We start from the raw sequence: 25163 nt of genomic DNA, 5'->3' as shown, positions 1-25163 counted from the left end.
GTCCCCGTCGACCCGGAAGCGACCGGAAGGCCACGATGACCGCGACCGCCGCCACCGCAGCACCCCCGCCCTCCCAGAGCGAGCTGGCCCGCGCCGGTGAGCTCCTCGGCCGGATCACCACCGCGTTCAGCGAGCGGGTCGTCGGCCAGGAGCGGCTCCGCAGCGCGCTGCTGGTGGCGCTGCTGGCCGAGGGCCACGTGCTCCTCGAGAGCGTCCCCGGCCTCGCCAAGACCCTCGCGGCGTCCACCCTGTCGCAGACCGTCGACGCGCACTTCTCCCGGATCCAGTGCACCCCGGACCTGCTGCCGAGCGACATCATCGGGACCCAGGTCTACGACCCGCGCAACCACGAGTTCGAGACCCAGCTCGGGCCGGTGCACGCCAACTTCGTCCTCCTCGACGAGATCAACCGGTCCAGCGCGAAGACCCAGTCGGCCACCCTGGAGGCGATGCAGGAGCGGCAGACCTCGATCGCCGGCGTCGTCCATCCGCTGCCGCGGCCGTTCATGGTCCTCGCGACGCAGAACCCGATCGAGGAGGAGGGCACCTACGTCCTCCCGCACGCGCAGATGGACCGGTTCCTGCTCAAGGAGGTCGTCACCTACCCGGACGAGGCCGACGAGCTGACGGTGCTCGACCGGATCGAGAGCGGCACCCTCGGCCCCGACCACGCCGACACCGAGCCGGTCGCGACACCCGCCGACGTGATCGAGCTGCAGGAGCTCGCCAAGCGGGTCTATGTCGACCCCGCGATCAAGCGCTACATCGTGGCGCTCGTCCACGCCAGCCGGAACATCGGCGCCGTCCTGGGCCCGCAAGCGGCGGCCTACGTCGAGTTCGGCGCCAGCCCCCGCGCCAGCGTCGCCTTCTTCCAGTCGGCCCGCGCGGTGGCGCTGCTGCAGGGGCGGAGCTACGTCACCCCCGACGACGTCCGCGACCTGCGCCACAGCGTGCTGCGGCACCGGCTCCACCTCAGCTTCGAGGCGCTCGCCGAGCGGGTGGCGCCGGAGACGATCGTCGACGCGCTCGTCAGGGCGGTCCCGAGCCCATGACCACCTACCTCCCGCGGATCAAGGCCCGGGTCGCGATCCACGCGCACCGGAAGGTCGTCGGCCTGCTCGAGGGCGAGTACGCCTCGCGGCAGACCGGTCGGAGCATGGACTTCAACGATCTGCGGGAGTACGTCCGGGGCGACGACGTCAAGGACATCGACTGGAAGGCCACCGCCCGCAGCCGGCAGCTGCTCGTCAAGCGGTTCACCGCCGAGCGACAGCACCTCGTCGTGGTCGCGGTGTCGACCGGGCGCTCGATGGCCGCCCAGCTGACCCCGACGGCGGTCAAGCGCGACCTCGCGGTCTTCGTGGCCGGAGTGGTCGGCTGGCTCGCCGTACGCCACGGCGACCGGGTCAGCATCGTCGAGGGCGACCGCGACCGGCAGCGGCTGCTGCCGGCCGCCGAGACCGAGGTCGCGCTGGAGCAGTCGCTCGCCGCCGTCCACGACGCGGTGTCGCCGTCCGCCGGCGAGTCCGACCTGGTCGCGCTGCTGCGCCACGTCGCCCGGAGCGTACGCCGACGGGCGATCCTCGTGGTGGTCTCCGACGAGCACACCGTCGAGCCCGGGCTGGAGGCGGCGCTGCGCCGGCTCGCGGTCCAGCACGAGGTGCTGTTCGTGACGCTCGACGACCTCGACCCCACCCTCGACCAGGGCCGCGGGGGCGCCGTCGAGATCGCGTCGGGCCGGCGGCTGCCGGAGTGGCTGCGCGACGGTGAGCTGGCCCGGGAGTACGCCGCCTACTCCGCCGCCGAGGACGAGATCATGCGCGAGACCCTCGACGGCCTCGCGATCGCCTACGAGCGCGTGCGCGACGAGCGGACCGCGCTCGGGGCGGTCTTCCGGCTCCTGGAGAGGCACCGGCATGCCCGTCGCTGACGACCTCCCGCGCGAGTTCCACGGCCCGATCAGCCACTCCGAGCTGTGGCTGTGGCTGGCGCTGCTCGGCCTGGTGCTGGTGGCGGTCTACTTCGCCGTCGTCACCTGGTGGACCCGGGCGCGGGTCAAGCCCGAGCCGCCGCCACCGCCCGCGCCACCCCCGCCGCGGCGCGACCCGCGGCCGCTGCACCTCGCCGAGCTGGACCGGATCGAGCGGGCGGTCGTCGACGGCGTCATCACCGCCCGCGAGGGGCACCAGCGGGTCAGCCTCACCGTCCGGTCCTACGTCGGCGAGGTGACCCCGCTGCCCGCCGACCGGATGACCCTCGCCGACCTCCGCGCGGCGGGCGTGCGGCCGCTGGCGGAGGCGGTCGCGCTGATGTACCCGCCGTCGTTCGCGCCCGGCGACGAGGGCCACGCGCAGGACCGCTTCCCCGAGGCCGTCTCGCGCGCCCGCGAGGTCGTGGGGACCTGGGGATGAGGGCGGTGCGCGGATGGATCTGAAGTGGCCCTGGCTCGGGCTCGGCCTCGCCGCCCTCGTGGTGGCTGCCCTGGTCGCGTGGTCGGTGGTCCGCTCGCGGCGGCGTACGCCGGCCGACGCGCTGCTGGTCGCCCACTCCGACCGGATCCGCATCCTCGACCGGTTCCGTGCGCTGGCGCGGCGCGAGGTGCTGCTGGCCCGCTGGATGACGGTGGCCGTGCTCGTCGCGGCCACCGGGGCGGTCTGGCTGGCGGCCCGGCCGCAGGCCACCGCGGTCAGCGAGCGCAGCCACGCGACCCGCGACGTCGTGCTCTGCATGGACGCCTCGACGTCGATGTTCGACGAGGACGCCGAGGTGCTCGACGCCTACACGAACATCGTCGACCAGCTCCGCGGCGAGCGGATCAGCCTGGTGCTGTGGAGCGACGCGGCCGTCACGGTCTTCCCGCTCACCGACGACTACGACTTCGTCCGCGAGCAGCTCCGCAAGGCCGCCGACGCCTTCAGCATGCAGGACCTCGACTACATGGCCGGCACCTTCCTCGGCCGGCGCGCCTCGATCATCACCGACGGCATCGTCTCGTGCACGCAGCGGTTCGACCATGCCGGCGAGGACCGCGGCCGGGCCGTCATCGTCGCCTCCGACAACGACCCGCAGGGCGGCGCCCCGATCTTCAGCTGGAAGGACGTGGCGACCTACGCCAAGAAGCACGACGTGCGCCTCTACGGCATCGGCTCCCTCGACCTCGCGGCCGAGCCGCAGGCGCGGGCCGAGTTCGAGGACGCGATGCGCGCGACCGGCGGCACCTTCTCGCTGCTCGGCGAGGACGGCTCGACCGAGAGCATCGTCGCCGGCATCGACGCGCTCGAGTCCGAGCGAGTCCAGGAGCCGCCGCAGCTCAGCGTCGAGGAGAAGCCCGGCGCCGCGATCGCCGTGACCGGGGTCGGCGTGCTGATGCTGCTCTTTGGCTGGGGAGTGGCGCTCGTACGCCGGATCGGGAGCGCGTCATGAGCCCCGGCCTCGCGAATCCGGCCCTGCGGCAGGTGCTGACCGTCGTACGCCGCGTGCTCATCGTGGCGGTGATGGTCGTCATCCTGGTCAGGCCCGGGTGGGGCGAGGCGAAGACGGTCCTGCACCGGACCGACCTCGACGTCCTCGTGGTCGTGGACCGGACCCGGTCGATGGACGCGCTCGACGGTCCCGGCGGCAAGCCCCGGCTCTCGCTCGCGATCGACGACCTCGTCACGCTCGCCGATGACCTGCCCGGCGCGCGGTTCGCCGGCATCACCTTCGGCGGCGACGTCGTACGCCTCGAGCTGCCGTACACCACCGACACCGCCGCCTTCAGCGCGTTCGCCCAGACGATCAAGCCCGAGGGGCCCTTCGACGGCGTGGGCTCGCGGATCGACAGCCCGCTGGAGCAGATGCAGACGGTGCTCGCCGACGACGTCGACCAGCATCCCGACCGGCGCCGGATCGTCGTCTTCGTCAGCGACGGGGAGAACACCGCGGGCGGCGACCAGGCGTCGTTCGAGCCGCTGAAGAAGTACGTCGACGGCGGCGTCGTCCTCGGCTACGGCACCGAGCAGGGCGGCAAGATGCTGATCGACGACGAGCGGCCCGGGCAGGGCTACATGACCGACCCGGACTCCGCCCGCGACGCCGTCTCCCGGATCGACACCGGCAACCTGCGCAGCGTGGCGAGCCAGCTCGACATCTCGTTCCAGCACCGCACCGAGCGGGACGACGCGAGTCTCGCCGAGGCCGCGCGGTCCTTCCGGGCGGCGCCCGCGAGGTCGGGTGGCACGGGCCACCACGAGCGCGAGATCACCTGGGTCTTCGGGATCGTGCTCGTGCCGCTGTTGATCTGGGAGCTCCTGCCCCACCGCCGCCGCATCCGCGAGGTGAAGGGGCTGCTGCGATGACCCGCACCGACCCCCGCGACCTGCGGCTGGCCCACCACCGCCGGGTGCTCTACCTCATCGGGCTGCTCCCGCTCGTGCTCGCCGTGGCGTTCTTCGTCAAGGTCCTGCTGATGACCCATCACGACAGCGCCGGGATCGAGGCGTGGGACCAGCGCGACGGGGCAGTGGCGCTGGAGGAGTACTCCGCCAACCGGTCGTTCAACATCCTCGAGCGCTGGCTGGCGCCGTACGACTCCGGCGACGCGGCCTTCCTGCTCACCGACTACCCGCGGGCGCGGACGCTCTACACCGAGGCGCTCGCCACGGTGCCCCACGAGCACGAGTGCACCGTGCGGATCAACCTCGCGCTCGCCGACGAGAAGATCGGCGACGGCGCCGCGGAGGCCGGGTCGCACGAGGAGGCCGTCAAGGCGTGGAAGCACGGCATCGCCGTCCTCGACGCCGGCGACTGCCCGCACCACTCGGGCCAGGGCAAGCTGCAGTCGAAGGACGCCGCGACCGTCAAGAAGCGCCTCGAGGACAAGCTCAAGAGCTCCTCGAGGCAGCAGTCGAAGCCCAAGAACGACAAGGACCGGCAGCAACAGCAGCCCAGCCCCGAGGAGAAGGACAAGCTGAAGAAGCTGCAGGAGAAGAACCGCCAGGGTCGCGACGACCGGGACCGGTCGAGGGACGACCGCGACTACGGCGACTTCGGCTACGACTACCAGTGGTGAGGCCGCAGACCCCGGCAGCAGCGGTGCCTGAGCAACCGATCCAGAGCGTCGGATGGTTGTGCAGTCACCGCCGTCCGCGGCCCCGCCCGGCCAGCGGTCAGTGCCTGCGCAACAGCCGGACGAGCAGCACCAGCCCGAGCAGCGCGCCGAGCCCGGCGGCGACCTGCTTGCCGTAGCTCTTGATCAGCACCGGCAGCACCGTCGCGCCGAGGTCGAGCGCGTCGTCGCTCGGGGCGCTGCTGCTCGGGGCCGACGCCGTGCTCGGGGCCGACGCCGTGCCTGCTGGCTGTGTTGGTCTCGACGCGCCGTCGCTCGTGCCTCGCTCCGGCGGCTCGACCACCGTCCCGGCGGACTGGGCGGCGGCAGCCGCAGCGGCAGCCGTCTCCTCGGCCGGTGCCGCCGGCTCGGCGGGCGCCTCCGCGGTCGGCTCGGGCTCGGTCGCCGTCCGCTGCTCGAGGCACTGGACGAACTGACCCAGCAGCTTGTCGGAGACGTCCTGCATGACGCCCCGGCCGAACTGCGCCGGCTTGCCCGTGATCGACAGATCGGTGAGGACCTCCACGGAGGTGCCGCCGCCGTCCTCGGCCATCGTCAGCGTCGCGGTCGCCCCGGCGGTGCCGTTGCCGCGCTTGTCCCGCCCCTTCGCCTCGACGACCAGCTTGTGGGCGGCCTCGTCCTTGGTGACGAAGGTGCCGGAGCCGGCGTAGACGAGCGCGATCGGCCCGAGCTTGACCTTGACGGTGCCCTGGAAGCTGTCGCCCTCGACCGAGGTCACCTGGGCGCCCGGGAAGCACTCCGCGAGGGAGGCGATGTCCTGGAACTTCGCCCAGGTCTCCTCGATCGGCGTGGGGACGGTGAAGGTGTGGGTCAGGTCCAAGGTGTCGTCCTTCCAGATCCTTAAGATCCCAGCGCGGCGAGGATCGCCCGTCGGGTGAGCACGGTGACGAGGTGGCGACGATAGTCGGCGTCGCCGTTGAGGTCCGACGGCGGCTCGGCACCGTCGACGGCCCTCTCTGCAGCCGAGCGTACGACGTCCTCGGTCGGCGCGCTGCCGACGAGGGCCTCCTCGACCGCGCGGGCACGCAGCGGCGTCTGCCCCATGTTGGTCAGTCCGACGGCGGCGCCGGAGATCGTGCCTCCGTCCACCTTGACGCTCGCGCCGACGGCGACGATGGGCCACTGGTGGGCGACGCGGACGAACTTCTCGTAGTGGGCCCCCCAGCCGGTGTGCTTCGGGATCCGCACCTCGGCAAGGATCTCGTCCTCGGTGATCGCCGTCTCGAAGAGGCCCTGGAAGAAGTCGTCGGCCTCGACCGTCCGGGTCCCGCCGCTGCCGGCGACGACGAACTGCGCCCCCAGCGCCCGCGCCGGAGCCCCCAGGTCCCCGGCAGGGTCGGCGTGGGCGAGGGCGCCCCCGAAGGTGCCGCGGTGCCTGACCTGCTCGTCGGCGACCGTCTCGGTCGCACGCGCGATGAGCGCCGCGTGCTCGTTGACGAGCGGATCGGTGGCGACCACCGAGTGCGGCGTCATGGCGCCGATGACGATGGCGTCGCCGTCGTCGCGTACGCCGCGGAGCGAGTCGATCCGACCGAGGTCGACGATCCACTCCGGCGCGTTGAGCCGCATCCGCAGGACGGGCAGGAGGCTCTGCCCGCCGGCGATGATCTTCACGTCGTCGCCCGCGGAGCTGTGCTCGTTGAGCGCGGCGAGCGCCTCGTCGAGCGTGGTCGGGGCGACGTAGTCGAACGGTGCGGGGATCATTCGTCTGCTCCTGACGTGCGGTCGACGGTGCCTTCCATGCCCGTCGAGGCGTCGAAGTGCGGGGCGGCCGCACCGGTGGTCTCGCCACCGGCGCTGCCCTCCTGGATGGCCCGCCACACCCGCTCGGGCGTGCAGGGCATGCGTACGTCGTGGACGCCGTACGGCCGCAGCGCGTCGACGACCGCGTTGACGACCGCTGGCGTGGAGGCGATGGTGCCGGCCTCCCCGACGCCCTTGGCGCCGAGCGAGTTGCTGGTCGCCGGCGAGGTGGTGTGGTCGACGTCGAAGCTGATCGTGTCGGCCGCGGTCGGCAGCAGGTAGTCGACGAACGACCCGGTCACGAGGGTGCCCGTGTCGTCGTAGACCGCCTCCTCCCACAGCGCCTGCGCGATCCCCTGCACCAGGCCGCCGTGGACCTGGCCGGAGACGATCAGCGGGTTGATGATGACGCCGATGTCGTCGCAGGCGACGTACTTCCGCATCCAGGTCTGCCCGGTCTCCGTATCGACCTCGACCGCGCACAGGTGCGTACCGTGCGGGAAGTTGAAGTTGATCGGGTCGAACGTCGCCTCGGAGTCGAGGCTGGCCTCGACGCCGTCGGGGAGGTTGTGCGCGGCGAAGGCGGCGGTCGCGACCTCGGTGAGCGCGATCCCCTGGTCGGTGCCCTTCACGCCGAACCGGCCGTCCTTGAACTCCAGGTCGTCGACCGACGCCTCGAGGAGGTGGGCCGCGATGGGGCGGGCCTTCTCGAGCACCTTGTCGGCCGCGCGTACGACGGCCTCGCCGCCGACCACCAGCGACCGCGAGCCGTAGGTGTCGAGGCCCTTGGCCGAGACCATCGTGTCGCCGTGGAGGATCTCGACGTCCTCGAACGGCACCCCGAGCCGGTCGGCGACGATCTGGCTGAAGGCCGTCTCGTGGCCCTGCCCGTGGGCGCTCGCTCCGGTGACGACCTCGACCTTGCCGGTCGGCAGCATCCGGATCTCCGCGTGCTCCCAGCCACCGGCGCCGTAGTCGAGGCTGCCGAGCACGCGGCTCGGCGCGAGCCCGCACATCTCGGTGAACGTCGAGATGCCGATGCCGAGCTGGACCGGGTCACCCTTGGCGCGGCGCTCGGCCTGCTCGGCGCGGAGGGCGTCGTACTCGAACATCTCCTTGGCGCGCGCGGTGGCCGCCTCGTAGTTGCCGGAGTCGTACTCGAGCCCGGCGACGGTGGTGAACGGGAACTCCTCGTGCTTGATCCAGTTCAGCTCGCGCACCTCGAGCGGGTCCTTGCCCACCTCGGCGGCGAGCTCGTCCATCAGCCGCTCGATGGCGTACGTCGCCTCCGGTCGGCCGGCGCCGCGGTAGGCGTCGGTCCAGGCGGTGTTGGTGAACACCGTCTGGCAGTTGAACTGGTAGGCGGGGAACTTGTAGATCGCGTTGAACATGAAGGCGCCGAGGACCGGTACGCCGCCGCCGACGAGCGCGACGTAGGCGCCGAGGTTGGCGCTCAGCTCGACCTTGAGCCCGGTGACCCGGCCGTCCTTGTCGGCCGAGAGGGTGAGCTTCTGGATCTGGTCACGGCCGTGATGGGCGGCCATGAGGGACTCGGAGCGGGTCTCGGTGTACTTCACCGGCTTGCCGATCCGGCGGGCCACGGCGAAGGCGAGCATCTCCTCGGGGGTCTGCTGGAGCTTGCCGCCGAAGCCGCCGCCGACGTCGGGGGCGATCACCCGGATCTTCGACTCGGGCACCCCGGTGGTCGCGGCGAGCGCGAACCGCAGGATGTGCGGGATCTGGGTCGCACTCCAGACGGTGATCTGCTCGCCGGTCGGGTCGACGACGACGCTGCGCGGCTCCATGAACGCCGGGATCAGCCGCTGCTGGCGGTAGGTCCGCTCGAGGACGATGCCGTCCTGGCGGGCGGCGGCGATCGCGTCGTCGACGCTGCCGCCGGTGCCGGCCTGGGCGCTGTCGAAGACCCACAGAGCGCTCTTGTTCGTGCCGAGGTCCGGGTGGGCGAGCACGGAGTCGTCCAGCGCCTCCTCGAGGTCCACCACCGCCGGGAGCTCGTCGTACTCGACGAGGACCTGCTCGGCGGCGTCGCGCGCCTCCGCGGCGGAGCGGGCGGCGACCACGGCGACGATCTCGCCGGCGAAGTTGACCGTGTCGGTCGCGATCGGCGGATGCGTGGGCGCCTTCTGGTCCGGCGTGATGGGCCAGGCGTTGATGCAGACGCCGAGGCTCTCGTCGAAGTCGGCGCCGGTCACCACGGCGACGACGCCGGTGCTCTCCTTCGCGGCGCTGGTGTCGACCGAGGTGATCCGGGCGTGGGCGAACGGGCTGCGCACCATCGCGAGGTGGAGCATGCCCGGGAGCGTGATGTTGTCGGTCCAGCGGGTCCGGCCGGTGATGAGGCGCTGGTCCTCCTTGCGGCGGCGGTCGCGGCCGATCTCCTTGGCCGGGAGCGGGCGGGCCTCGGTGGTGGTCATCCCACGACCTCCTCGGTGGCGCCCCGGCCGTTCGCGGCGGCGGCGAGGTGGCCGGAGGCGTACTGCACCGCGCGCACGATGTTGTGGTAGCCGGTACAGCGGCACAGGTTGCCCTCGAGACCCTCGCGGATCTCCTCCTCGGAGGGCTGCGGGTTGCGCTTGAGCAGGTCGGCGGCGGCCATGATCATCCCCGGTGTGCAGAAGCCGCACTGGAGGCCGTGGCACTCGCGGAACGCCTCCTGGACCGGGTGCAGCTCGCCGTCCGCGGTGGCGGCGAGGCCCTCGATGGTGGTGACCTCGTGTCCGTCGGCCTGCACGGCGAGCACGTTGCAGGACTTCACGGACTGGCCGTCGAGGTGGACCGTGCAGGCACCGCAGTTGCTGGTGTCGCAGCCGATGACCGTGCCGGTCTTGCCGAGTCTCTCGCGCAGGTAGTGCACGAGGAGCGTGCGTGGTTCGACGTCGTCGGCGACCCTCATGCCGTCGACGGTGAGGTTGATCCGGGTCATGAAGACTCCCTGAAACGAGCCGATGTGGCGTCATTCACACTAGGAGCGGGACGGTTGGGTACTGGTTGGTGCAGACCGCACAGCAGCGGGCTGACCGGCCCGTTCCTTACAGTGACGATTCGTGGAGGACTGGCACGTGGTGACGCACGGGCGATCGGACACCGTCGTGCGCCGTAGCCCTGACGGGCGCTGCTATGCCAAGTCGGCGACCTCGGAGCCTGCCAAGGAGGAGCTCGTCGCGGAGCGCGACAGACTCATCTGGCTCTGCGAGGCCGGGCTGGAGACCGCTGTCGTCGCGGAGTGGTACGACGGCGGGGACACCTGGACGATGGTGACGACCACCGTCCCGGGCATCCCGGCGAGCGAGGTCCCGCCGTACGCCACCGCACGGGCGACCTCGTCCATCGCGATGTACCTCACCGACCTGCACGACCTCGACGTCGACGAGTGCCCCTTCGACCGCAGGCTCGAGGTAACGCTGCCGGCGGCCGCCGAGCACGTCGCGGCGGGTCTCGTCGACGAGACGGACTTCGACCTCTCCCGCCTCGGCCGCACCGCCCCCGAGCTGCTCGAGGAGCTCCACGACGGCGCACTGCGCGCCTCCCTGGAGGAGGACATCGACCTGGTGGTCTGCCACGGCGACTACTGCCTGCCGAACGTGATCGTCGACCCCGAGACGTACGACGTCACCGGTGTCGTCGACGTCGGCCGGCTCGGGGTCGCCGACTGCCACGCCGACCTCGCGCTGATGACGCGGTCGATGGCGGCGCGGCACCTCAACCCGCAGTACGGCCTCGAGTGCGCACAGCGGCTGCTCGCCACCTACCCGGTCGAGGCCGACCCGTGGCGGCTGGACTACTACCGGCTGCTCGACGAGTTCTTCTGACCGAACTGCGAGCCGGGGTCAGTCGGTGACGAGACCCTGGCTCTTCAGCCACTCGTACGCCACGTCGGCGGGCTCGCGGCCCTCGACGTCGACCTCCGCGTTGAGCTTGGCGATCACCGGGTTGGTCAGCCGCTGGCTCACCGGCGCGATCAGGTCGGCGATCTGCGGGTACTCGTCGAGAAGCTCCTTGCGTACGACGAGCGAGCCGTTGTACTTCGGGAAGAAGCTCTTGTCGTCCTTCAGCGCGATCAGGTTGAGCGCCTGGATCCGGCCGTCGGTGGTGAACACCTCGCCGAAGGTGCAGTCGCCCTTCGCGGTGGCGTCGTAGATCGCCCCGGTCTGAAGGGTCAGCAGGTTCTTCCGCGGGACGCCCTTCGCGCTGCCGAGCGGGACGCCGTACGTGTCGAGCATGCCCTTCAGCCCGTCGGGTCGGTCGGTGAACTCGGACTCGACGCAGAACGTCCGGTCCGCGACCGGCACCTTCGCGATGTCGGAGAGGCTCGTGAGCCCGTACTTCTTCGCCGTCTGCTGGGTGACCGCCATGTCGTAGGTGTCGTTCATCGGAGTCGGCGGCAGCCAGACGAGGTTGTTCTCCTTCAGCTCCTCGTCGCGGACCGCGACGTACTGCTGGTGCGACTGCGGGATCGGCTTGTCGTGGCCGAGGTAGGTGAGCCAGGCGGTGCCGGTGTACTCCCACTCCATCTGCACCTGGTTGACCAGCTGCGCCTGCCGCGCCGCGGCGCTCCCCGGGATGTTGGTGAGGTCCTTGACGTCGGCGCCGGCCGACTTGAGCAGGATCACCGTCATCTTCCCGAGCAGCACCTGCTCGGTGAAGTTCTTCGAGCCGACGGAGATGGTCGCCCCGTCGAGGCGCTTCACGTCGGCCAGCGGACCGGCGAGCTGGCCGCTCGGCGAGTAGCCGCCCGCCGTACCGAGCCCGATCGAGCAGCCCGACGTGGCGACGGCCAGGGTGACGAGGACGGCCAGGAGGGTGCTGCGCAGGCGCATCAGATGCCCTTCGGTCGGAAGACGATCTCGAGCACGCGGCCGATCCACTCGATGAGCAGGGCCAGCAGGGCGATGAGCACCGCGGAGGCCACGATCGCCGGGTAGCGGAAGAGGGTGATGCCCGAGGTCAGGGCGGCGCCGAGTCCGCCGGCGCCGATGAACGTGACCAGGGCGGCCGTGCCGACGACGAGCACGAGCGCGGTGCGTACGCCGGCCATGATGACCGGCAGCGCCAGCGGCAGCTCCACGCGGAGGAGGACGGCGACGGCCGACATCCCGATCCCGCGGCCCGCCTCGACGAGGGTCGGGTCGACGCCCTGCAGGCCGGTGATGGTGTTGCGCAGCACCGGCAGCAGGCCGTACAGCGACAGGGCGAGCACGGCCGTCCAGAAGCCGAATCCCAGCCAGATCGCCAGCAGGACGACCAGCCCGATCGAGGGGGCGGCCTGGCCCGCGTTGGCGATCGCGACCACGACCGGGGCGACGATGCGCGCCCGCCCGCGGGTCAGCAGGATCCCGAGGGGTACGGCGACCGCGACGACGATGAGCGAGGAGACGACCGTCAGCTTGAGGTGCTGGACGAGCTCGTCCCGGATCGCCGGCCAGGCCAGCGTCGACCGCTCGATCTCGTCGAGGTCGGCGGTCTGGCGCCACCACACGTAGCCGAGGAAGACGACGACGACCAGCGCGGGCAGCACGAACAGCAGCGCGCGGGACTCGCCGGCGGCCCGGCGTCGGCGCGTACGCCGAGGGCGGGCCTCCTCGGCCGTGACCTCGGTCGTCGCCGTCACGCCGGCGCCTCCGTGTCGGCCGCGGCCCCCGCGTCGGCAGCAGCCGCGGCGGCCGCCTCGGTCTCGGCGGCCGCCTGCTGCTCGACCGCGCGCATGTGGTCGGTGACGCTGTCGAAGTCGACGATGCCGAGGTACTGGTCCCGCTCGCCGGTGACGATCGCGCCGCCGTGGCTCGAGGTGAGCATGACGTCGAGCGCGTCGTTGAGCGTCGCGCGCTCGTCGACCGTGACCAGCTTCTCCCGGTCACCGGCGCCGATCGTCTCGGAGCGGAGCTGGCGCAGGAACCACCAGCCGACCGGCCGGTTGCGGTTGTCGAGGACGACCACGGCGGCGTCGCCGGCGGCCTTCGCCCGGGCGAGCGCGTCGGCGGTCCGCTCCCCCACCCTCGCCGTCGTACGCTGCGTCAGCTCGATCTCGGAGACGCGGGACAGCGTCAGCTGCTTGAGCGCCGACCCGGAGCCGACGAAGTCGTCGACGAACTCGTTCGCCGGCGCCGCCAGGATGTTCTCGGGGGTGTCGTACTGTGCGAGCCGGCCGCCCGGCTCCAGCACCAGCAGCCGGTCGCCGAGCTTGACCGCCTCGTCGATGTCGTGGGTGACCATCACGATCGTCTTGCGCAGCTCGCGCTGGATCGAGAGCAGCTCGTCCTGGAGCCGCTGCCGGGTGATCGGGTCGACGGCGCCGAACGGCTCGTCCATCAGGATCACCGGCGGGTCCGCGGCCAGCCCGCGGGCCACGCCGACGCGCTGCTGCTGGCCGCCGGAGAGCTCACGCGGGTAGCGGTCGCGGTACTGCGCCGGGTCGAGGCCGACGAGGTCGAGCAGCTCGTCGACGCGCTCGTTGATCCGGGCCCGGTCCCAGCCGAGCAGCTTCGGCACGATTGCGATGTTGCGCGCGACGGTCATGTGGGGGAAGAGGCTCCCGCCCTGGATGACGTAGCCGACCCGGCGTCGCAGCTCGTCGACGCTCTTGGTCCGAACGTCCTCGCCGTCGATCCTGATCGTGCCCGACGTGGGCTCGATCAGCCGGTTGATCATCTTCAGCGAGGTGGTCTTCCCGCCGCCGGACGGGCCGATGAACATGACGATCTCGCCGGCCGGGATGGTGAGGCTGAGCGAGTCGACCGCCGGCGCGTCCTGGCCCGGGTAGCGCTTCACGACGTTGTCGAACTCGATCCGGGCACCGCTGATCGCGGGGCCCGTCCCGGCGTGCTCGGGGCTCTGGTCGGGCGTGGTCTCGGTGGTGCTCATACTCGGATTCCCTTCGAGGTGGTCACGCGCCCCAGCAGGAGCAGCAGCAGGTCGAGGACGAGGGCGAGGACGACGACACCGAGGGTGCCGACGAGCGCGTAGTTGAGCGCGTTCTTCCCGCCGATCTGCGCGATGCCGGTGAAGATGTAGCTGCCGAGCCCCGGCCCGAGGATGTAGGCCGCGATGGCCGCGACGCCCATCGACATCTGCAGCGAGACCCGGATGCCGGCGAGGATCACCGGCCAGGCGAGCGGCAGCCGCACCCGCGCGAAGACGGCGAACCCGTGCATGCCCATGCCGCGGGCCGACTCGACCAGCGCCGGGTCGACCCCCTGGAGGCCGACCACGGCGTTCCGCAGGATCGGCAGCACGGCGTAGAAGCAGACGCAGATCAGCGAGCTGGTCGCGCCGATGCCGGTGGCCGGCATCAGCAGCCCGACGAGCGCGAACGACGGGATGGTCAGCCCGATCGCGCTGAGCGTGTTGGCCACGCCGGCCAGCCGCGGGACCCGGGTCACGAGGACCGCGAGCAGCACGGCGATGACGGTCGCGAGAGCGACCGCGAGCACGACCAGGTAGGCGTGCTGGAAGCCGTTGTAGAGGATCTCGCGGTGACGGTCCTCGATGAAGTCCCACATCCGCCTGGCCCACCTCCGAGTCGGTCATCGGGCGAAAAAAGCGACGCCTACCTAACCACACCGACGTGTCCGGCGGCGTACTCAGGGTATGTCCGCGCCGCCCTCAAGGTAGGCCCGCAGGCCGCCCATCGCGCGGTCGAGGAGCACCGGGACCGGGGTGGTCCCGTCGGCCAGCCAGGCGTCGTACGCCGCCAGGGCGAGCGCCAACGAGACCTGCCCGACCACGCGCGGGAGGAGGTCGTCGGGCGCCCCGCCGGTACGGCGGGCGACGTACTCGGCGATGACCCGGCGCCACTCCTGGTAGCGGAGCACGGAGTGGGCCTGGAGCTCGGGGGTGGTGAGGATCAGCCGCATCCGCTCGCGATGCGGCGGGCGGGCGTCGTCGGGGAACCGGTTGAAGGCGAGGACGCCCCGGTGGACGGCCTCGTGCAGCGGCAGGTCCTCGGGCTGGCCGTCGAGGATCTCCCGGAAGCCGATCAGGGTGAGGTCGAACCGTCCCCATGGGATGTCGTTCTTGGACCGGTGGTAGCGGGTGACGGTACGCCGGCCGACCCCCACCTCGGCGGCGATCGCGTCGAGGGTCGTGGCGGCGAAGCCGCGCTCGGCGAACAGCCTGAACGCGGCCTGCTCGATCTCGCCGTGGGAGGTCGCGACCGGGCGCCCACGGCCCGGCGGCGGGCTTCCGTCCGGCAGAAGCCCGGATCGAGCCCGTCCGTTCGGACGGTTCCTTGTGGCCACGAGTGCCATTAATGTGGCTCGGGTCACACAGCGCAACCCCTCTCCCCGTCCGCGGGAACGACACGAAGGAGCCGAGATGGACCCGCAGCTCGAGCAGACCGCCCAGTCCGACGCCACCGACGCCCTCGATGACCTGGTCATCGAGGAGGTCTCGATCGACGGCATGTGCGGCGTCTACTGATGGCGACCGCCACGAGCACGCCGCTCGCGCCCGCTCTCGAGCGGGCGCGGGCGGGTCTCCCGCCCACTACGGAGCTGCGGCCGGAGCGGTTCGGGGCGCTGGCCTACGACTTCGCCACCCGGCGGCTCAGCTTCCTTCGCGGCCGCGACAGCGCCCCGCTCCAGCAGCAGTTCGAGCACGGCCTGGACGCACCGATCTGCCTGACCTGGGAGCTGACCTACGCCTGCAACCTCGCCTGCGCGCACTGCCTGTCCTCCTCGGGCCGGCGTGACCCGCGCGAGCTGACCACCGAGCAGTGCGAGGCGGTCATCGACGAGCTGGAGCGGATGCAGGTCTTCTACGTCAACATCGGCGGCGGCGAGCCGACCGTACGGCCCGACTTCTGGCACCTGGTCGAGTACGCCGTCACCCACCACGTCGGCGTGAAGTTCTCGACCAACGGCGTACGCCTGACCCCGGAGCGGGCCCGCTGGCTCGCCTCCCCGGCGACGCTGGGCTACGTCGACGTGCAGATCTCCCTCGACGGCGCGACCGCCGAGGTCAACGACCGGGTCCGCGGCCCGGGGTCGTACGAGGTCGCGATCACCGCGCTGCGCAACCTGCACGAGGCGGGCTTCGAGGACGCGAAGCTGTCGGTGGTCTGCACCCGGGAGAACATCGGCCAGCTCGACGAGTTCAAGGCGATCGCCGACTCCTACGGCGCCACCCTGCGGCTGACCCGGCTGCGTCCGTCGGGCCGCGGCGCGGACGTGTGGGACGAGCTCCACCCGCTGCCGGAGCAGCAGCGCACGCTGTACGACTGGCTCGTCGCCCACGGCGAGAACGTCCTCACCGGCGACTCGTTCTTCCACCTCGCCGCCTTCGGCCCCGAGGACGGCAGCGGAGCGCTGCCCGGCCTCAACCTGTGCGGCGCCGGCCGGGTGGTCTGCCTGATCGACCCGGTGGGCGACGTCTACGCCTGCCCGTTCGCCATCCACGACGAGTTCCGCGCCGGCAACGTGATCGCCGACGGAGGCTTCGAGCGGGTCTGGCAGGACTCGGAGCTGTTCGCCGACCTGCGCGCCCCGCAGACCGGCGGCGCGTGCGCCTCCTGCTCGTTCTACAGCTCCTGCCGGGGCGGCTGCATGGCGGCCAAGTTCTTCACCGGGCTGCCGCTGGACGGCCCGGACCCCGAGTGCGTGCAGGGGTACGGCGAGTCGGCGCTCAGCGCCGAGCGGCAGATCCCCGCCGCCAGCCAGGACCACTCCCGCGTCGTACCTCCTCGCAACGCACCGGTCCTGCTCACCCTCCAGCGCCGGCCACCGGTCTCCGCGTGCGACCCCGACCCGCTGGCGGGGGTCTCGACAGGCTCGACGACCGGAGGGGTCGGGCTGTGAGGATCGAGAACCCCTGGAAGCAGAACCCCTGGTTCGAGTCGGTCGCGGTGGCCCAGCAGCGGGCTCGGAAGCGGCTGCCCAAGCCGGTCTACGGCGCGCTGGTGGCGGGCTCGGAGCGCGGCCAGACATCGACGGAGAACCAGCGGGCGTACGCCGACCTGGGGCTCGCGCCGCATGTGGCGGGCCATCAGGTCAACCGGACGATGAGCACCCACGTGCTCGGGCAGGACATCGCGCTGCCGGTGATCATCAGCCCGACCGGCGTCCAGGCCGTGCACCCCGACGGTGAGGTGGCCGTCGCCCGCGCGGCGGCGGCCCGGGGCACCATCATGGGGCTCTCCAACTTCGCCTCCAAGCCGGTCGAGGAGGTCTGCGCCGCCTGCGACCAGACGTTCTTCCAGATGTACTGGACCGGCGACCGCGACGTTATGCTCCAGCGGATGGAGCGGGCCCACCGGGCCGGCGCGAAGGCACTGATCGCGACGCTCGACTGGTCGTTCTCGATCGGACGGGACTGGGGAAGCCCGGAGATCCCGGAGAAGGTCGACGCCCGGACGATGCTCCGCCTCGCGCCGAAGGTCGTGACCAAGGTGCGCTGGATGAAGGCGTTCGCGCAGGCCGGGGCGATCCCCGACCTGACCGCCCCCAACCTCGCGCCGCCGGGTGGCGACGCGCCCACCTTCTTCGGCGCCTACTACGAGTGGATGACCACCCCGCCGCCGTCGTGGGAGGACGTCGGCTGGATGGGCAAGGAGTGGAAGGCCATGACGGGCCGGCCGTTCGTGCTCAAGGGCGTCACCCGGGTCGACGACGCCAAGCGGGCCGTCGACGCCGGCGTCGACGGGATCTCGGTCTCCAACCACGGCGGCAACAACCTCGACGGCACGCCCGCGACCATCCGCTGTCTCAAGGCCGTCGCCGACGCGGTCGGGAGCGACGTCGACGTGCTGCTCGACGGCGGCGTACGCCGCGGCTCCGACGTCGTCAAGGCGCTCGCCCTGGGCGCGAAGGCGGTCATGATCGGCCGCGCCTACCTGTGGGGGCTGGCCGCCAACGGCCAGGCGGGTGTGGAGAACGTCCTCGACATCCTCAAGGGCGGCATCGACTCCGCGCTCCTCGGCTTGGGCAAGTCCGACATCTCCGAGCTCTCCGAGACCGACCTGCTGGTCCCGGACGGCTTCCACCTCGCCCTCGGGTCGTGAGGCGCTGATGGCGGGCGGGGTCGGGCGGGTCGCGCTGGTCACCGGCGCGGCCCGCGGCATGGGCGCGGCGACCGTGCGACGGCTCGCGTCCGACGGCTACGCCGTCCTCGCGCTCGACTGGTGCGCCGGGCCCGAGTCCGACCCGTACCCGATGCCGACGAAGGCTGACCTCGACACCGTCGTCCACGACGCGGCCGAGGGAGGCGCCGAGGTGGAGGCGCACGTCGCCGACGTCCGCGACCGCGCCGCGCTGACCGACGCCGTCTCGGCCGTCGTCGAGCGGTGGGGCCGGCTGGACGCGGCCGTCGCCGCGGCCGGGCTGGTCGGCGGCGGCCGGCCGTTATGGGACACCCCCGACGACCAGCTCGAGCTGCTGTGGCAGGCCAACGCGCGCGGGGCGTGGAACACCGCCGCCGCCGCCGTACCCGCCATGCTCACGGGGCCCGACCCCTCCGGCTGCCGGTACGTCGCGGTGGCCTCGGCCGCCGGGACCCACGGCCTCTTCCACCTCGCCGCCTACAACGCCGCCAAGCACGCCGTCGTCGGTATCGTCCGCGGGCTCGCCGCCGACCTCGTCGGCACCGGCGTCACCGCGGTCGCGGTCTCCCCCGGCGCCACCGCGACACCGATGCTCGCCGAGACCGCCGCGCTCTACCCGGACGCCGACGTCGGCGAGCTCGCCTCCCACCAGCTGCTGCGGCGGCCGCTGCAGCCGGACGAGATCGCCTCGACCATCGCCTACTGCTGCTCCCGCGACGGCGCGGTCCTCAACGGCTCGGTCGTGCACGCCGACGGCGGGTTCCGCGCATGAGCCGATTCGGGGACGGCTTCGCGGTGCGGGTCCGGGACGACGTACGCCGGCTGCCCGCACCCCCGGACGGCGTCCTGCTCGTCGGCGGCTCCCCGCTGCGGGCGCTCCGCCTCGGGCCGGGTGCCGTGGAGCGGCTGCGCCTCGACGGGCCCGACGCCCCGGATGGCCGGCTCGACATCGCCGCCGACCCGGGCTCGGAGCGGCTCGCCGCGCGGCTGCTCGACGCCAACCTCGCCGACCCAGTCATCGACGGCGCGCCGGTCGACCCGGCGCGGCTCACCGTCGTCGTCCCCGTCCGCGACCGACCCGCCCAGCTCGACCGCTGCCTGGCCGCACTCGACGGCCTGCAGGTCATCGTCGTCGACGACGCCTCGGAGGACCCCGAGTCGGTCGCGAAGGTCGCCGCCACCCACGGCGCCGAGGTCGTCGCGCTGACCGACAACGTCGGGCCGGCCGGGGCGCGCAACGCGGGTCTGGCGCGCGTCACGACGGCGTACGTCGCCTTCGTCGACTCCGACGTCGTCGCCGACGCCACGATGCTCGTCCGGCTGACCAGGCACTTCGCCGACGAGACGGTCGCCCTGGTCGGGCCGCTGGTGCGCAGCCGGGCGACCCGTGGCGAGGACGGGCGGGCGAGGTGGTTCGAGCGGTACGACGAAGAGGCCTCCTCGCTCGCGCTCGGCCGTCGGGCCTGCTCGGTGGCCCCCGGCTCCGCCGTCGGCTGGCTGCCCTCGGCCTGCCTGGTCGGCCGCACCGACCGACTGGCCTGCGGCTTCGACCCGCGGATGCGCGTCGGCGAGGATGTCGACCTGGTGTGGCGGCTGGTGGAGGCCGGCTGGACCGTGCGCTACGACCCCGCCGAGGTGGCCCACCACGACACCCGGCCGACGCTGCGCGGCTGGCTGGGGCGCAAGCTCGTCTACGGCACCGGCGGCGCGCCGCTCGCCCGCCGCCACGGCCGCTCCGGAGCGCCGGCGGTGCTCACCGTGTCGGGCGCGGTGGCCGGCGCCGCGGTCCTGCTGCGCCGGCGCTGGTCGCTGCCGGTGGCCGCCGCGGGCCTCGCCGTCGGAGCGTGGCGGCTGGACCGGCGCCTGCCCGAGGTGCCCGGTCGCCGGGCTCTCGCCGCGAGGCTCTCGCTGCAGGGGCTCGGCTGGGCGGTCCGCCAGGAGTCGGCGCTCCTGCTGCGCCACTGGTGGCCGCTCACCGCCCTGCTGCTGCCGTCCCGCCACGTCCGGCGGGCCGCGCTCACCGCGCTCGCCGTGGACGCCGTCGTCGCCGAGCTCGAGCACCCCGGTGCGCCGTACCAGCTCCTCGGCCGCCGCCTCGACGACCTCGCCTACGGGGCGGGACTGTGGCTCGGCGCGCTCCGGTCGCGCTCGGTCGGCTGCCTGCTCCCGCGCCGCCCCGGGCCAACCCGGCGCTGAGACGCGCGGATCTGTCACTTCCGTGCAGATGCACGGAAGTGCGGTCGGATCCGGCCGACCGGGCTGCCACATTCCCACAGTGGTGGGATTGTGCGCCCGCTCTGACCTCGACGGTCAGCGCGCCGCGACGGCGAGCCGCCCCTTGAGGAGGGGTACGGCGGGGTGCGGGCGGCCGCCGAGGCTCGGCCGGGTGGCGAGGCAGGCCTCGATGACCTCGGTGTCGTACGGCGCCAGCTCGGTGTAGCGCACCACGGCGTCCGGCACGGGGTCGGCGAGCAGCGCCTCGCGGACCGCGACGGCGACGTACTCCCCCATCTCGGCGAGCGCCGGCGAGTTGGTGCCGGGCAGCAGGTCGCCGCCGTACGCCTCGACGGCCGCCGAGACCAGGCCCCGACGCAGCAGCCGCAGGACGTGCTCGACGTCGGTGGAGATCGGCATCAGCAGGCGGTAGGGACGCGAGGAGAGCTGGCCGCCGAGGGCCTGGCGCAGGTGGGAGACCTCGGCCTTGAGGGTGGAGAAGGTGACCGCCTGGTCGCCGTAGAGCATCGCGTGCAGCTGCTCCAGCGAGAGCCCGTCGGGGTGGAGCGCGAGCAGGGCGAGCACCTCGGTCTGGCGCCGGTTGAGCAGCAGCCGCTGGCCGTCGAGCCAGATCTCGACCGAGCCGAGGAGCGACATGACGAGGCCCGGCTCGCCGAGCTCGGGCCCTCCTGAGGTCGAGCCCGAGGTGGCCCGCTGCGGGACGCTCGGCAGTGCCTGCTCGATGAGCCGGGCCATCACCCGGGCGGTCGCGAGCCCGATCGGGTGGGTGCGGTCCCAGGTGGTGGAGAGGTCGATGACGCCGAGCTGGGCGCCGGTCGCCGGGTCGTAGACCGGGGCCGCCCAGCACACCCAGTTGTGGACCGCCTGGGCGTAGTGCTCGGCGCTGAAGACCATCGCCGGCTCGCCGGTGCGCTGCGCGAGGTCGAGGGCGTTGGTGCCGACCGACTGGTCGTCCCAGCGCCCGGCCGGCACGAAGTTCACCGTCTCGGCGCGGCGGCGCATCACCCGGCCGCCGTAGGTCCACAGGATGCGGGTGTCCGGGTCGGTGACGGCGATGACGAGGTCGCCGTCCTCCGCCGTACGCCGCAGATCCTCCTCGACCCGCTCGACCGCGACCTGGAGCGGAGACTCGCGGAAGTACTCCTTCGTCTCGGTCTCGTCGGCAAGCGGCGCCTCCGGGACGTCCGGGGTCACCGCCGCCCCGGAGCGGGTCCAGCTGGTGAGGATCTCGGGGCGGACGAGCACCTCCGCCGCATCGCCGTTCTCCACGAACGTGGACCAGGCGCGCACGGCCGCGAGGCGGCGCTCCTGGAGGTCAGGACGGACCATCAGTGCCTCCCGCTCCCCCCGCTCTCGATGTGTGGTCGCCACGGTAGCACCGGACCCGTGACCCGGATCACAGACGTTGCGCCGGTCTAGGCGGCGCCCGGGCCCGGGAGCAGATCGATGTCGCCGGCGTGCATCGGCTGGCCGCAGCGCTCGCAGCGCAGGTCGACCCGGCCGATCTCACCGCACGCGTGATGGCGGTAGAGCACCGGCGGACCGTCCTCGCCGGCCAGCCACTTGTCGCCCCACCTGACCATGACCATGAGCATGTCCACGAGCTCGCGGCCCTTCTCGGTGAGGGCGTACTCGTGGCGAGGGCGGTTGTCGTACGGCCGGCGCTCCAGCACGCCCTGGTCCACGAGGTGGTTGAGCCGCTCGGTGAGTACCTTGCGGGAGATGCCGAGGTCGGCCTGGAGCTGGTCGAACCGGTTGATGCCGACCCAGACGTCGCGCAGGACGAGTGGCGACCAGGGCTCCCCGATCACGTCGAGCGTGCGGGCGATCGAGCAGGCCATCTCGCCGAAGTTCGTGCGCTGCATGGGATCGACTCTAGCAAATGGGGTTCCCTCAGGGAACTCAGGCGTGCTAGCGTCCCTCAGGTCAAGTTTCTTCAAGGAACTCAGGAGGAGAACACCATGCTCGACCCCGACGTACGCCGCCTCCTCGACGGCACCCCGATCGCCCACGTGGCCACGGTGCTACCCGACGGCGCGCCGCACAGCGTGCCGATGTGTGTCGGCACGGACGGCGACCTGGTCGCGATCTTCACCGGGCCCGGCTCGCGCAAGGCCCGCAACCTGCGCCACGACCCGCGGGTGGCGCTCTCGCTGACCTCGGCGGACAACCCGTTCGAGCCGGTGGTCCTGCGCGGACGGGTGGAGCGGTGGGTCGACGGCGACGCCGGCTGGGAGATCATCGACCGGATCTTCGGGAAGTACACCGGCCAGTCCTACCCGCGCGGTGAGGACCGGATCGTCGCGCTCATCGAGCCCGAGCGGCAGCACGTCGGCGTCGGCTGACCTGCCCGTCAGCCGCCGACGCAGCGGTACGACGACGCGTCGTCGATCGAGCCGCCGCCGACGTACGACGGCCAGGCCGGGTACTCGCACAGCGGACGGGACCGGTGGGCGCCCTGGTTGCCGTCGTACGCCACCAGGTTGCGCGGTGCACGCCCGTGCTCGACCCAGCCCTGCAGCGCCTCCAGGCCGTCGTACGTCGCGTCGAAGGGTCCCTGGCCGTGTCCGAAGCCGGGGATCTCGTAGAACCGCAGGAAGCTCCGCAGGCGCGGACCGAACTGCCGCAGCTGGCGCTCGTAGTACTGGATCGTGTTGTGCGGCGTGATGAAGTCGTCGGCGGTGCCGTGGGTGAGGATGATCTTCCCGCCGCGGCGCAGGAAGGGCTCGAGGCTGACGTCGGTGACGTCCATGATCGTCGCGACCTGCTGGATCCGCTGCCGCCACTGCCGCGGGTCGAAGCTCATCGTGTCGAGCGAGGGGTCGCGGGTGACGATGTACTTCGAGGTCTGGTCGAGCACGATGTACTGCAGCGCCTCGTCACCGGCGATCGGGTTGGACGGCTGCGGGCGCGCGCCGAAGCCCGAGAAGCCCTGGTAGAGGGCGCCCTCGAAGAGCGCGCTGCGGGCGAAGGTCCGGTTGCCCGCGACCGGGAAGCCGAGGTCGTAGTCGGTGGCGATCTTCTTCGCGGCCGCCAGCTGGGCGTCGGAGAGGCAGGTGTCGCCCTCGTCGGTCCCGCTCGGGCAGCGCAGCGTGTCGGGGTCGAAGACCCGGTCGCAGCCGCGGACGTTGCTGACGATGTCGTCGTCGGCGCCGTCGAGCCCGTCGCAGGCGGCGTACACCGCGTCCGTGATGAGCTTCGTCTTGGCCGGACTGAGCCACCCGGCCCCACCGTCGCCGTACAGCGCGTCGCGGAAGTTGACGGCGCCCTCGTGCATCATCGTGACGTTGTACGCCGGGTAGTTGGCGATGACGCCGTCGTAGTCCTTCGGGTAGCGCGCGGCCGCGTCGAGGGCCTCGTGGCCGCCCTGGGAGCCGCCGATGAAGTAGGAGTACGCCGGATTGCGGTGGTAGGCCGCGCGGACGACGACCGCGGCAGCGTCGTGGGTCTTCTTGACCGACTCCTTGCCGTAGTTGAGCAGCGCCTCGTCGTCGAGCCCGAACGTGCCGTCGAACCCAGGGCCGCCCTGATGGCCGCCGTCGCTGCCGAGGGTCACGTAGCCCTGCTGCAGCGGCGTCGCCTCTCCGCTCGGCTGCGCGGTGTAGGCGTCGAGCCCGGTGACCAGCGTGCCGTCGTACCCGCCGCCGCCCATCTGCAGCGTCCGCCGGTTCCACTCCGCGGGCAGGTTGACCTCGAACTGCATGGAGGGCGACCCCTGGTGGACGGGTCTGATCCAGCCGGTCACCTGGCAGTACGCCGTCTCGCCGCTGGTGGTCCAGGTCGCCGACTCGAGGTACGCCCCGCTGGTCGGCAGGCCGATCTGCCGCCGGTCGACCGTGAGGTCGACGAGGCTGTCGCAGCGCTGCTCGGCCAGCGTCACGCTGCCGGCCCTGCCCCAGTGGCCGCTGCCCCAGTGGCCGCTGCCCGAGTTTCCCCCGGGCGGGTGCGCGTCGGCCGGCGACCCGGCCCCCGTCGCGAGCGCCACCGCACTCATCAGCCCTGCCACCGTCGCAACGAGCCGCTGCCGGATCGAGTGCATCGTCGCCTCCCGAGATGTCGACGCTCCCACGGTGGCTCCGGTCCCGTGACGGCGTCGACCGGTCTTCCGGGTGGCGGTAGAGGTCGGGGATGCGGTCTCAGAGGTCGAGGTGGCGCCGCAGGAACCGCACTGTGGTCCGGATCGAGTCCTCCCACCGAGGGATGAAGGCGTGCTCCTCGCCGGGATAGATGACGAGCCGGGCGTCGACGTCGGCCCGCCGCAGCAGGCGGTAGGTGGTGCGGGACCAGGCGACCGGGCAGGAGTCGTCGCTGGTGCCGTGGAACATGAGGACAGGCTCGGTGATCCGGTCGAAGTAGGTCCGCGGCGACAGACCGCGGTAGAAGCCCGGGTCCGCCCGGGGTGTCCCGAACCGGTCGAAGAGCGCCTCCGCGGCCTCCGGCCGCTCCGGCAGCGTCCAGCGGCGCAGGTTGTCGAGGAAGGAGGAGTTCACCGACGCGTACACGACCGCCGCCTTCACCAGCCCGGGCTGCGCGACGAGGACGTCCTGGACGACGCCGCCACCCATGGAGCGGCCGAGCAGCGCGAGCCGGTCACCGTCGACGTACGGGAGGCGGCGGAGGGTGCGGACGGCGTTGATCGTGTCCCGGGCGTAGCCGAGCCTGGTCTCCACGTCGATCGGGCCGGCCGGGTCGGAGTCGGCGTGGCCGCGGTAGTCGGTGTGGAGCACGACGAAGCCTTCGCGGGCCAGCCGGTCCTGCTCCCGGGCGAGGCCCTGGCCGGTGACGTAGATCGACGGCTCGATGTGGCCGTGGGCCAGCACGACGCCCGGGAACGGCCCCTGGCCGTGCGGCCGCACGAGTACGCCGGAGATGCTCAGGTCGCCGCTGCGGTAGGTCACCTCCCAGCGGGTGTAGGCCTCGGTCACCGCGATCCGTCGCACGATGCGCAGCCGTCCGCCGTCGTACGACGCCCGCATCAGCGCCGGCAGCGACACCCGGTGCGTCACAGGAGGAAGCGTCGCCGTC

26 protein-coding genes are annotated in these 25163 nt (G+C 72.3%); 13 read left to right on the top strand and 13 right to left on the bottom strand.

Annotation, left to right across the window (positions count from 1 at the left end; genetic code table 11):
- Positions 1-35 precede the first annotated feature (35 nt).
- From ABLE53_RS09800 to ABLE53_RS09775, 6 genes are read left to right on the top strand one after another with little or no spacing between them, the layout of a single operon-like run.
- The gene (locus tag ABLE53_RS09800; protein WP_348858664.1) at positions 36-1052 is read left to right on the top strand and encodes an AAA family ATPase; all 1017 of its coding nucleotides are present in this window, start codon (positions 36-38) and stop codon (positions 1050-1052) included.
- A complete protein-coding gene (locus ABLE53_RS09795) occupies positions 1049-1930 on the top strand; it encodes a DUF58 domain-containing protein (RefSeq protein ID WP_348858663.1) in 882 nt (293 codons plus the stop codon). The genes ABLE53_RS09800 and ABLE53_RS09795 overlap by 4 nt, the downstream gene beginning before the upstream one ends.
- Positions 1917-2411, top strand: a complete 495-nt coding sequence (locus tag ABLE53_RS09790) for a hypothetical protein (RefSeq protein ID WP_348858662.1) — start codon at positions 1917-1919, stop codon at positions 2409-2411. Before ABLE53_RS09795 ends, ABLE53_RS09790 begins: the two co-directional genes overlap by 14 nt.
- A gap of 13 nt (positions 2412-2424) precedes the next feature.
- The gene (locus ABLE53_RS09785; RefSeq protein ID WP_348858661.1) at positions 2425-3423 is read left to right on the top strand and encodes a VWA domain-containing protein; all 999 of its coding nucleotides are present in this window, start codon (positions 2425-2427) and stop codon (positions 3421-3423) included.
- A complete protein-coding gene (locus tag ABLE53_RS09780; RefSeq protein WP_348858660.1) occupies positions 3420-4337 on the top strand; it encodes a vWA domain-containing protein in 918 nt (305 codons plus the stop codon). Before ABLE53_RS09785 ends, ABLE53_RS09780 begins: the two co-directional genes overlap by 4 nt.
- The gene (locus ABLE53_RS09775) at positions 4334-5050 is read left to right on the top strand and encodes a hypothetical protein (RefSeq protein ID WP_348858659.1); all 717 of its coding nucleotides are present in this window, start codon (positions 4334-4336) and stop codon (positions 5048-5050) included. The genes ABLE53_RS09780 and ABLE53_RS09775 overlap by 4 nt, the downstream gene beginning before the upstream one ends.
- A gap of 97 nt (positions 5051-5147) precedes the next feature.
- Here the strand turns inward: ABLE53_RS09775 and ABLE53_RS09770 are convergent, their stop codons facing one another.
- Genes ABLE53_RS09770 through ABLE53_RS09755 form a run of 4 tightly spaced genes read right to left on the bottom strand, consistent with a single transcriptional unit; the run spans position 5148 to position 9794 of the window.
- Entirely contained in the window at positions 5148-5927 is a 780-nt protein-coding gene (locus ABLE53_RS09770; RefSeq protein WP_348858658.1) for an SRPBCC family protein, read from the bottom strand.
- 20 nt (positions 5928-5947) lie between these two features.
- A complete protein-coding gene (locus tag ABLE53_RS09765; RefSeq protein WP_348858657.1) occupies positions 5948-6811 on the bottom strand; it encodes an FAD binding domain-containing protein in 864 nt (287 codons plus the stop codon).
- Complete coding sequence (locus ABLE53_RS09760) at positions 6808-9285, bottom strand: xanthine dehydrogenase family protein molybdopterin-binding subunit (protein WP_348858656.1); 2478 nt, start codon at positions 9283-9285, stop codon at positions 6808-6810. The genes ABLE53_RS09765 and ABLE53_RS09760 overlap by 4 nt, the downstream gene beginning before the upstream one ends.
- On the bottom strand, positions 9282-9794 hold the full coding sequence (locus ABLE53_RS09755) for a (2Fe-2S)-binding protein (RefSeq protein ID WP_348858655.1): 513 nt from the start codon (positions 9792-9794) through the stop codon (positions 9282-9284). The genes ABLE53_RS09760 and ABLE53_RS09755 overlap by 4 nt, the downstream gene beginning before the upstream one ends.
- A 121-nt stretch (positions 9795-9915) precedes the next feature.
- Between ABLE53_RS09755 and ABLE53_RS09750 the strand changes: the two genes are divergently transcribed.
- Positions 9916-10680: an APH(3') family aminoglycoside O-phosphotransferase gene (locus ABLE53_RS09750; RefSeq protein WP_348858653.1), complete on the top strand. Its 765-nt coding sequence runs from the start codon at positions 9916-9918 to the stop codon at positions 10678-10680.
- Between the two features lie 18 nt (positions 10681-10698).
- Here ABLE53_RS09750 and ABLE53_RS09745 read toward each other — a convergent pair whose 3' ends face one another.
- The 5 genes from ABLE53_RS09745 to mftR form a co-directional block, all read right to left on the bottom strand.
- Positions 10699-11688, bottom strand: coding sequence for a glycine betaine ABC transporter substrate-binding protein (locus ABLE53_RS09745; RefSeq protein ID WP_348858652.1), 990 nt, complete (start codon positions 11686-11688; stop codon positions 10699-10701).
- The gene (locus ABLE53_RS09740; RefSeq protein ID WP_348858650.1) at positions 11688-12479 is read right to left on the bottom strand and encodes an ABC transporter permease; all 792 of its coding nucleotides are present in this window, start codon (positions 12477-12479) and stop codon (positions 11688-11690) included. Before ABLE53_RS09740 ends, ABLE53_RS09745 begins: the two co-directional genes overlap by 1 nt.
- A complete protein-coding gene (locus ABLE53_RS09735) occupies positions 12476-13729 on the bottom strand; it encodes an ABC transporter ATP-binding protein (protein WP_348858649.1) in 1254 nt (417 codons plus the stop codon). Before ABLE53_RS09735 ends, ABLE53_RS09740 begins: the two co-directional genes overlap by 4 nt.
- Positions 13726-14367: an ABC transporter permease gene (locus tag ABLE53_RS09730; protein WP_348858648.1), complete on the bottom strand. Its 642-nt coding sequence runs from the start codon at positions 14365-14367 to the stop codon at positions 13726-13728. The genes ABLE53_RS09735 and ABLE53_RS09730 overlap by 4 nt, the downstream gene beginning before the upstream one ends.
- Positions 14368-14448: 81 nt before the next feature.
- A complete protein-coding gene (gene mftR / locus ABLE53_RS09725; protein WP_348858647.1) occupies positions 14449-15105 on the bottom strand; it encodes a mycofactocin system transcriptional regulator in 657 nt (218 codons plus the stop codon).
- A gap of 76 nt (positions 15106-15181) precedes the next feature.
- Between mftR and mftA the strand changes: the two genes are divergently transcribed.
- The 5 genes from mftA to mftF are packed head-to-tail and all read left to right on the top strand — an operon-like array spanning position 15182 to position 20099.
- Positions 15182-15286 (top strand): mycofactocin precursor MftA, encoded by a 105-nt coding sequence (gene mftA / locus ABLE53_RS09720; protein ID WP_348858646.1) that lies wholly within the window; start codon positions 15182-15184, stop codon positions 15284-15286.
- Complete coding sequence (gene mftC / locus ABLE53_RS09715; protein WP_348858644.1) at positions 15286-16662, top strand: mycofactocin radical SAM maturase; 1377 nt, start codon at positions 15286-15288, stop codon at positions 16660-16662. Before mftA ends, mftC begins: the two co-directional genes overlap by 1 nt.
- Entirely contained in the window at positions 16659-17864 is a 1206-nt protein-coding gene (mftD, locus tag ABLE53_RS09710) for a pre-mycofactocin synthase MftD (RefSeq protein ID WP_348858643.1), read from the top strand. Before mftC ends, mftD begins: the two co-directional genes overlap by 4 nt.
- 7 nt (positions 17865-17871) lie before the next feature.
- Positions 17872-18675: a mycofactocin-coupled SDR family oxidoreductase gene (locus tag ABLE53_RS09705; RefSeq protein ID WP_348858642.1), complete on the top strand. Its 804-nt coding sequence runs from the start codon at positions 17872-17874 to the stop codon at positions 18673-18675.
- Complete coding sequence (mftF, locus tag ABLE53_RS09700) at positions 18672-20099, top strand: mycofactocin biosynthesis glycosyltransferase MftF (RefSeq protein WP_348858641.1); 1428 nt, start codon at positions 18672-18674, stop codon at positions 20097-20099. Before ABLE53_RS09705 ends, mftF begins: the two co-directional genes overlap by 4 nt.
- A gap of 114 nt (positions 20100-20213) precedes the next feature.
- On the opposite strand, the gene ABLE53_RS09695 is transcribed toward mftF, so the two are convergent.
- Complete coding sequence (locus ABLE53_RS09695) at positions 20214-21467, bottom strand: transcriptional regulator (RefSeq protein ID WP_348858640.1); 1254 nt, start codon at positions 21465-21467, stop codon at positions 20214-20216.
- 86 nt (positions 21468-21553) lie between these two features.
- Positions 21554-22003 (bottom strand): winged helix-turn-helix transcriptional regulator, encoded by a 450-nt coding sequence (locus tag ABLE53_RS09690; RefSeq protein ID WP_348858639.1) that lies wholly within the window; start codon positions 22001-22003, stop codon positions 21554-21556.
- Positions 22004-22099: 96 nt separating this feature from the next.
- On the opposite strand from ABLE53_RS09690, the gene ABLE53_RS09685 reads away from it, so the two are divergent.
- On the top strand, positions 22100-22483 hold the full coding sequence (locus ABLE53_RS09685; protein ID WP_348858638.1) for a PPOX class F420-dependent oxidoreductase: 384 nt from the start codon (positions 22100-22102) through the stop codon (positions 22481-22483).
- An 8-nt stretch (positions 22484-22491) separates the two neighbouring features.
- Here ABLE53_RS09685 and ABLE53_RS09680 read toward each other — a convergent pair whose 3' ends face one another.
- Positions 22492-24177 (bottom strand): tannase/feruloyl esterase family alpha/beta hydrolase, encoded by a 1686-nt coding sequence (locus ABLE53_RS09680; protein WP_348858637.1) that lies wholly within the window; start codon positions 24175-24177, stop codon positions 22492-22494.
- A gap of 97 nt (positions 24178-24274) precedes the next feature.
- The gene (locus ABLE53_RS09675) at positions 24275-25144 is read right to left on the bottom strand and encodes an alpha/beta hydrolase family protein (protein ID WP_348858636.1); all 870 of its coding nucleotides are present in this window, start codon (positions 25142-25144) and stop codon (positions 24275-24277) included.
- Positions 25145-25163: the final 19 nt, after the last annotated feature.

This window comes from Nocardioides asiaticus, assembly GCF_040049175.1.
GTDB lineage: Bacteria > Actinomycetota > Actinomycetes > Propionibacteriales > Nocardioidaceae > Nocardioides > Nocardioides cheoyonin.
Note: the sequence above shows the minus strand (reverse complement) of the source record. Positions and strands in the feature narration are given on the sequence as shown.

Excerpts from the sequence above, each read along its gene's own strand:
- ABLE53_RS09745 (WP_348858652.1), bottom strand. The coding sequence starts at position 11,688 with ATGCGCCTGCGCAGCACCCTCCTGGCCGTCCTCGTCACCCTGGCCGTC.
- ABLE53_RS09695 (WP_348858640.1), bottom strand. The coding sequence starts at position 21,467 with ATGGTCCGTCCTGACCTCCAGGAGCGCCGCCTCGCGGCCGTGCGCGCC.
- mftC (WP_348858644.1), top strand. The coding sequence starts at position 15,286 with ATGGCGACCGCCACGAGCACGCCGCTCGCGCCCGCTCTCGAGCGGGCG.
- ABLE53_RS09785 (WP_348858661.1), top strand. The coding sequence starts at position 2,425 with ATGGATCTGAAGTGGCCCTGGCTCGGGCTCGGCCTCGCCGCCCTCGTG.
- ABLE53_RS09780 (WP_348858660.1), top strand. The coding sequence starts at position 3,420 with ATGAGCCCCGGCCTCGCGAATCCGGCCCTGCGGCAGGTGCTGACCGTC.
- ABLE53_RS09775 (WP_348858659.1), top strand. The coding sequence starts at position 4,334 with ATGACCCGCACCGACCCCCGCGACCTGCGGCTGGCCCACCACCGCCGG.
- ABLE53_RS09765 (WP_348858657.1), bottom strand. The coding sequence starts at position 6,811 with ATGATCCCCGCACCGTTCGACTACGTCGCCCCGACCACGCTCGACGAG.
- ABLE53_RS09790 (WP_348858662.1), top strand. The coding sequence starts at position 1,917 with ATGCCCGTCGCTGACGACCTCCCGCGCGAGTTCCACGGCCCGATCAGC.
- ABLE53_RS09760 (WP_348858656.1), bottom strand. The coding sequence starts at position 9,285 with ATGACCACCACCGAGGCCCGCCCGCTCCCGGCCAAGGAGATCGGCCGC.
- ABLE53_RS09705 (WP_348858642.1), top strand. The coding sequence starts at position 17,872 with ATGGCGGGCGGGGTCGGGCGGGTCGCGCTGGTCACCGGCGCGGCCCGC.
- ABLE53_RS09730 (WP_348858648.1), bottom strand. The coding sequence starts at position 14,367 with ATGTGGGACTTCATCGAGGACCGTCACCGCGAGATCCTCTACAACGGC.
- ABLE53_RS09795 (WP_348858663.1), top strand. The coding sequence starts at position 1,049 with ATGACCACCTACCTCCCGCGGATCAAGGCCCGGGTCGCGATCCACGCG.
- ABLE53_RS09800 (WP_348858664.1), top strand. The coding sequence starts at position 36 with ATGACCGCGACCGCCGCCACCGCAGCACCCCCGCCCTCCCAGAGCGAG.
- ABLE53_RS09690 (WP_348858639.1), bottom strand. The coding sequence starts at position 22,003 with ATGCAGCGCACGAACTTCGGCGAGATGGCCTGCTCGATCGCCCGCACG.
- mftA (WP_348858646.1), top strand. The coding sequence starts at position 15,182 with ATGGACCCGCAGCTCGAGCAGACCGCCCAGTCCGACGCCACCGACGCC.
- ABLE53_RS09755 (WP_348858655.1), bottom strand. The coding sequence starts at position 9,794 with ATGACCCGGATCAACCTCACCGTCGACGGCATGAGGGTCGCCGACGAC.
- ABLE53_RS09680 (WP_348858637.1), bottom strand. The coding sequence starts at position 24,177 with ATGCACTCGATCCGGCAGCGGCTCGTTGCGACGGTGGCAGGGCTGATG.
- mftF (WP_348858641.1), top strand. The coding sequence starts at position 18,672 with ATGAGCCGATTCGGGGACGGCTTCGCGGTGCGGGTCCGGGACGACGTA.
- ABLE53_RS09685 (WP_348858638.1), top strand. The coding sequence starts at position 22,100 with ATGCTCGACCCCGACGTACGCCGCCTCCTCGACGGCACCCCGATCGCC.
- ABLE53_RS09735 (WP_348858649.1), bottom strand. The coding sequence starts at position 13,729 with ATGAGCACCACCGAGACCACGCCCGACCAGAGCCCCGAGCACGCCGGG.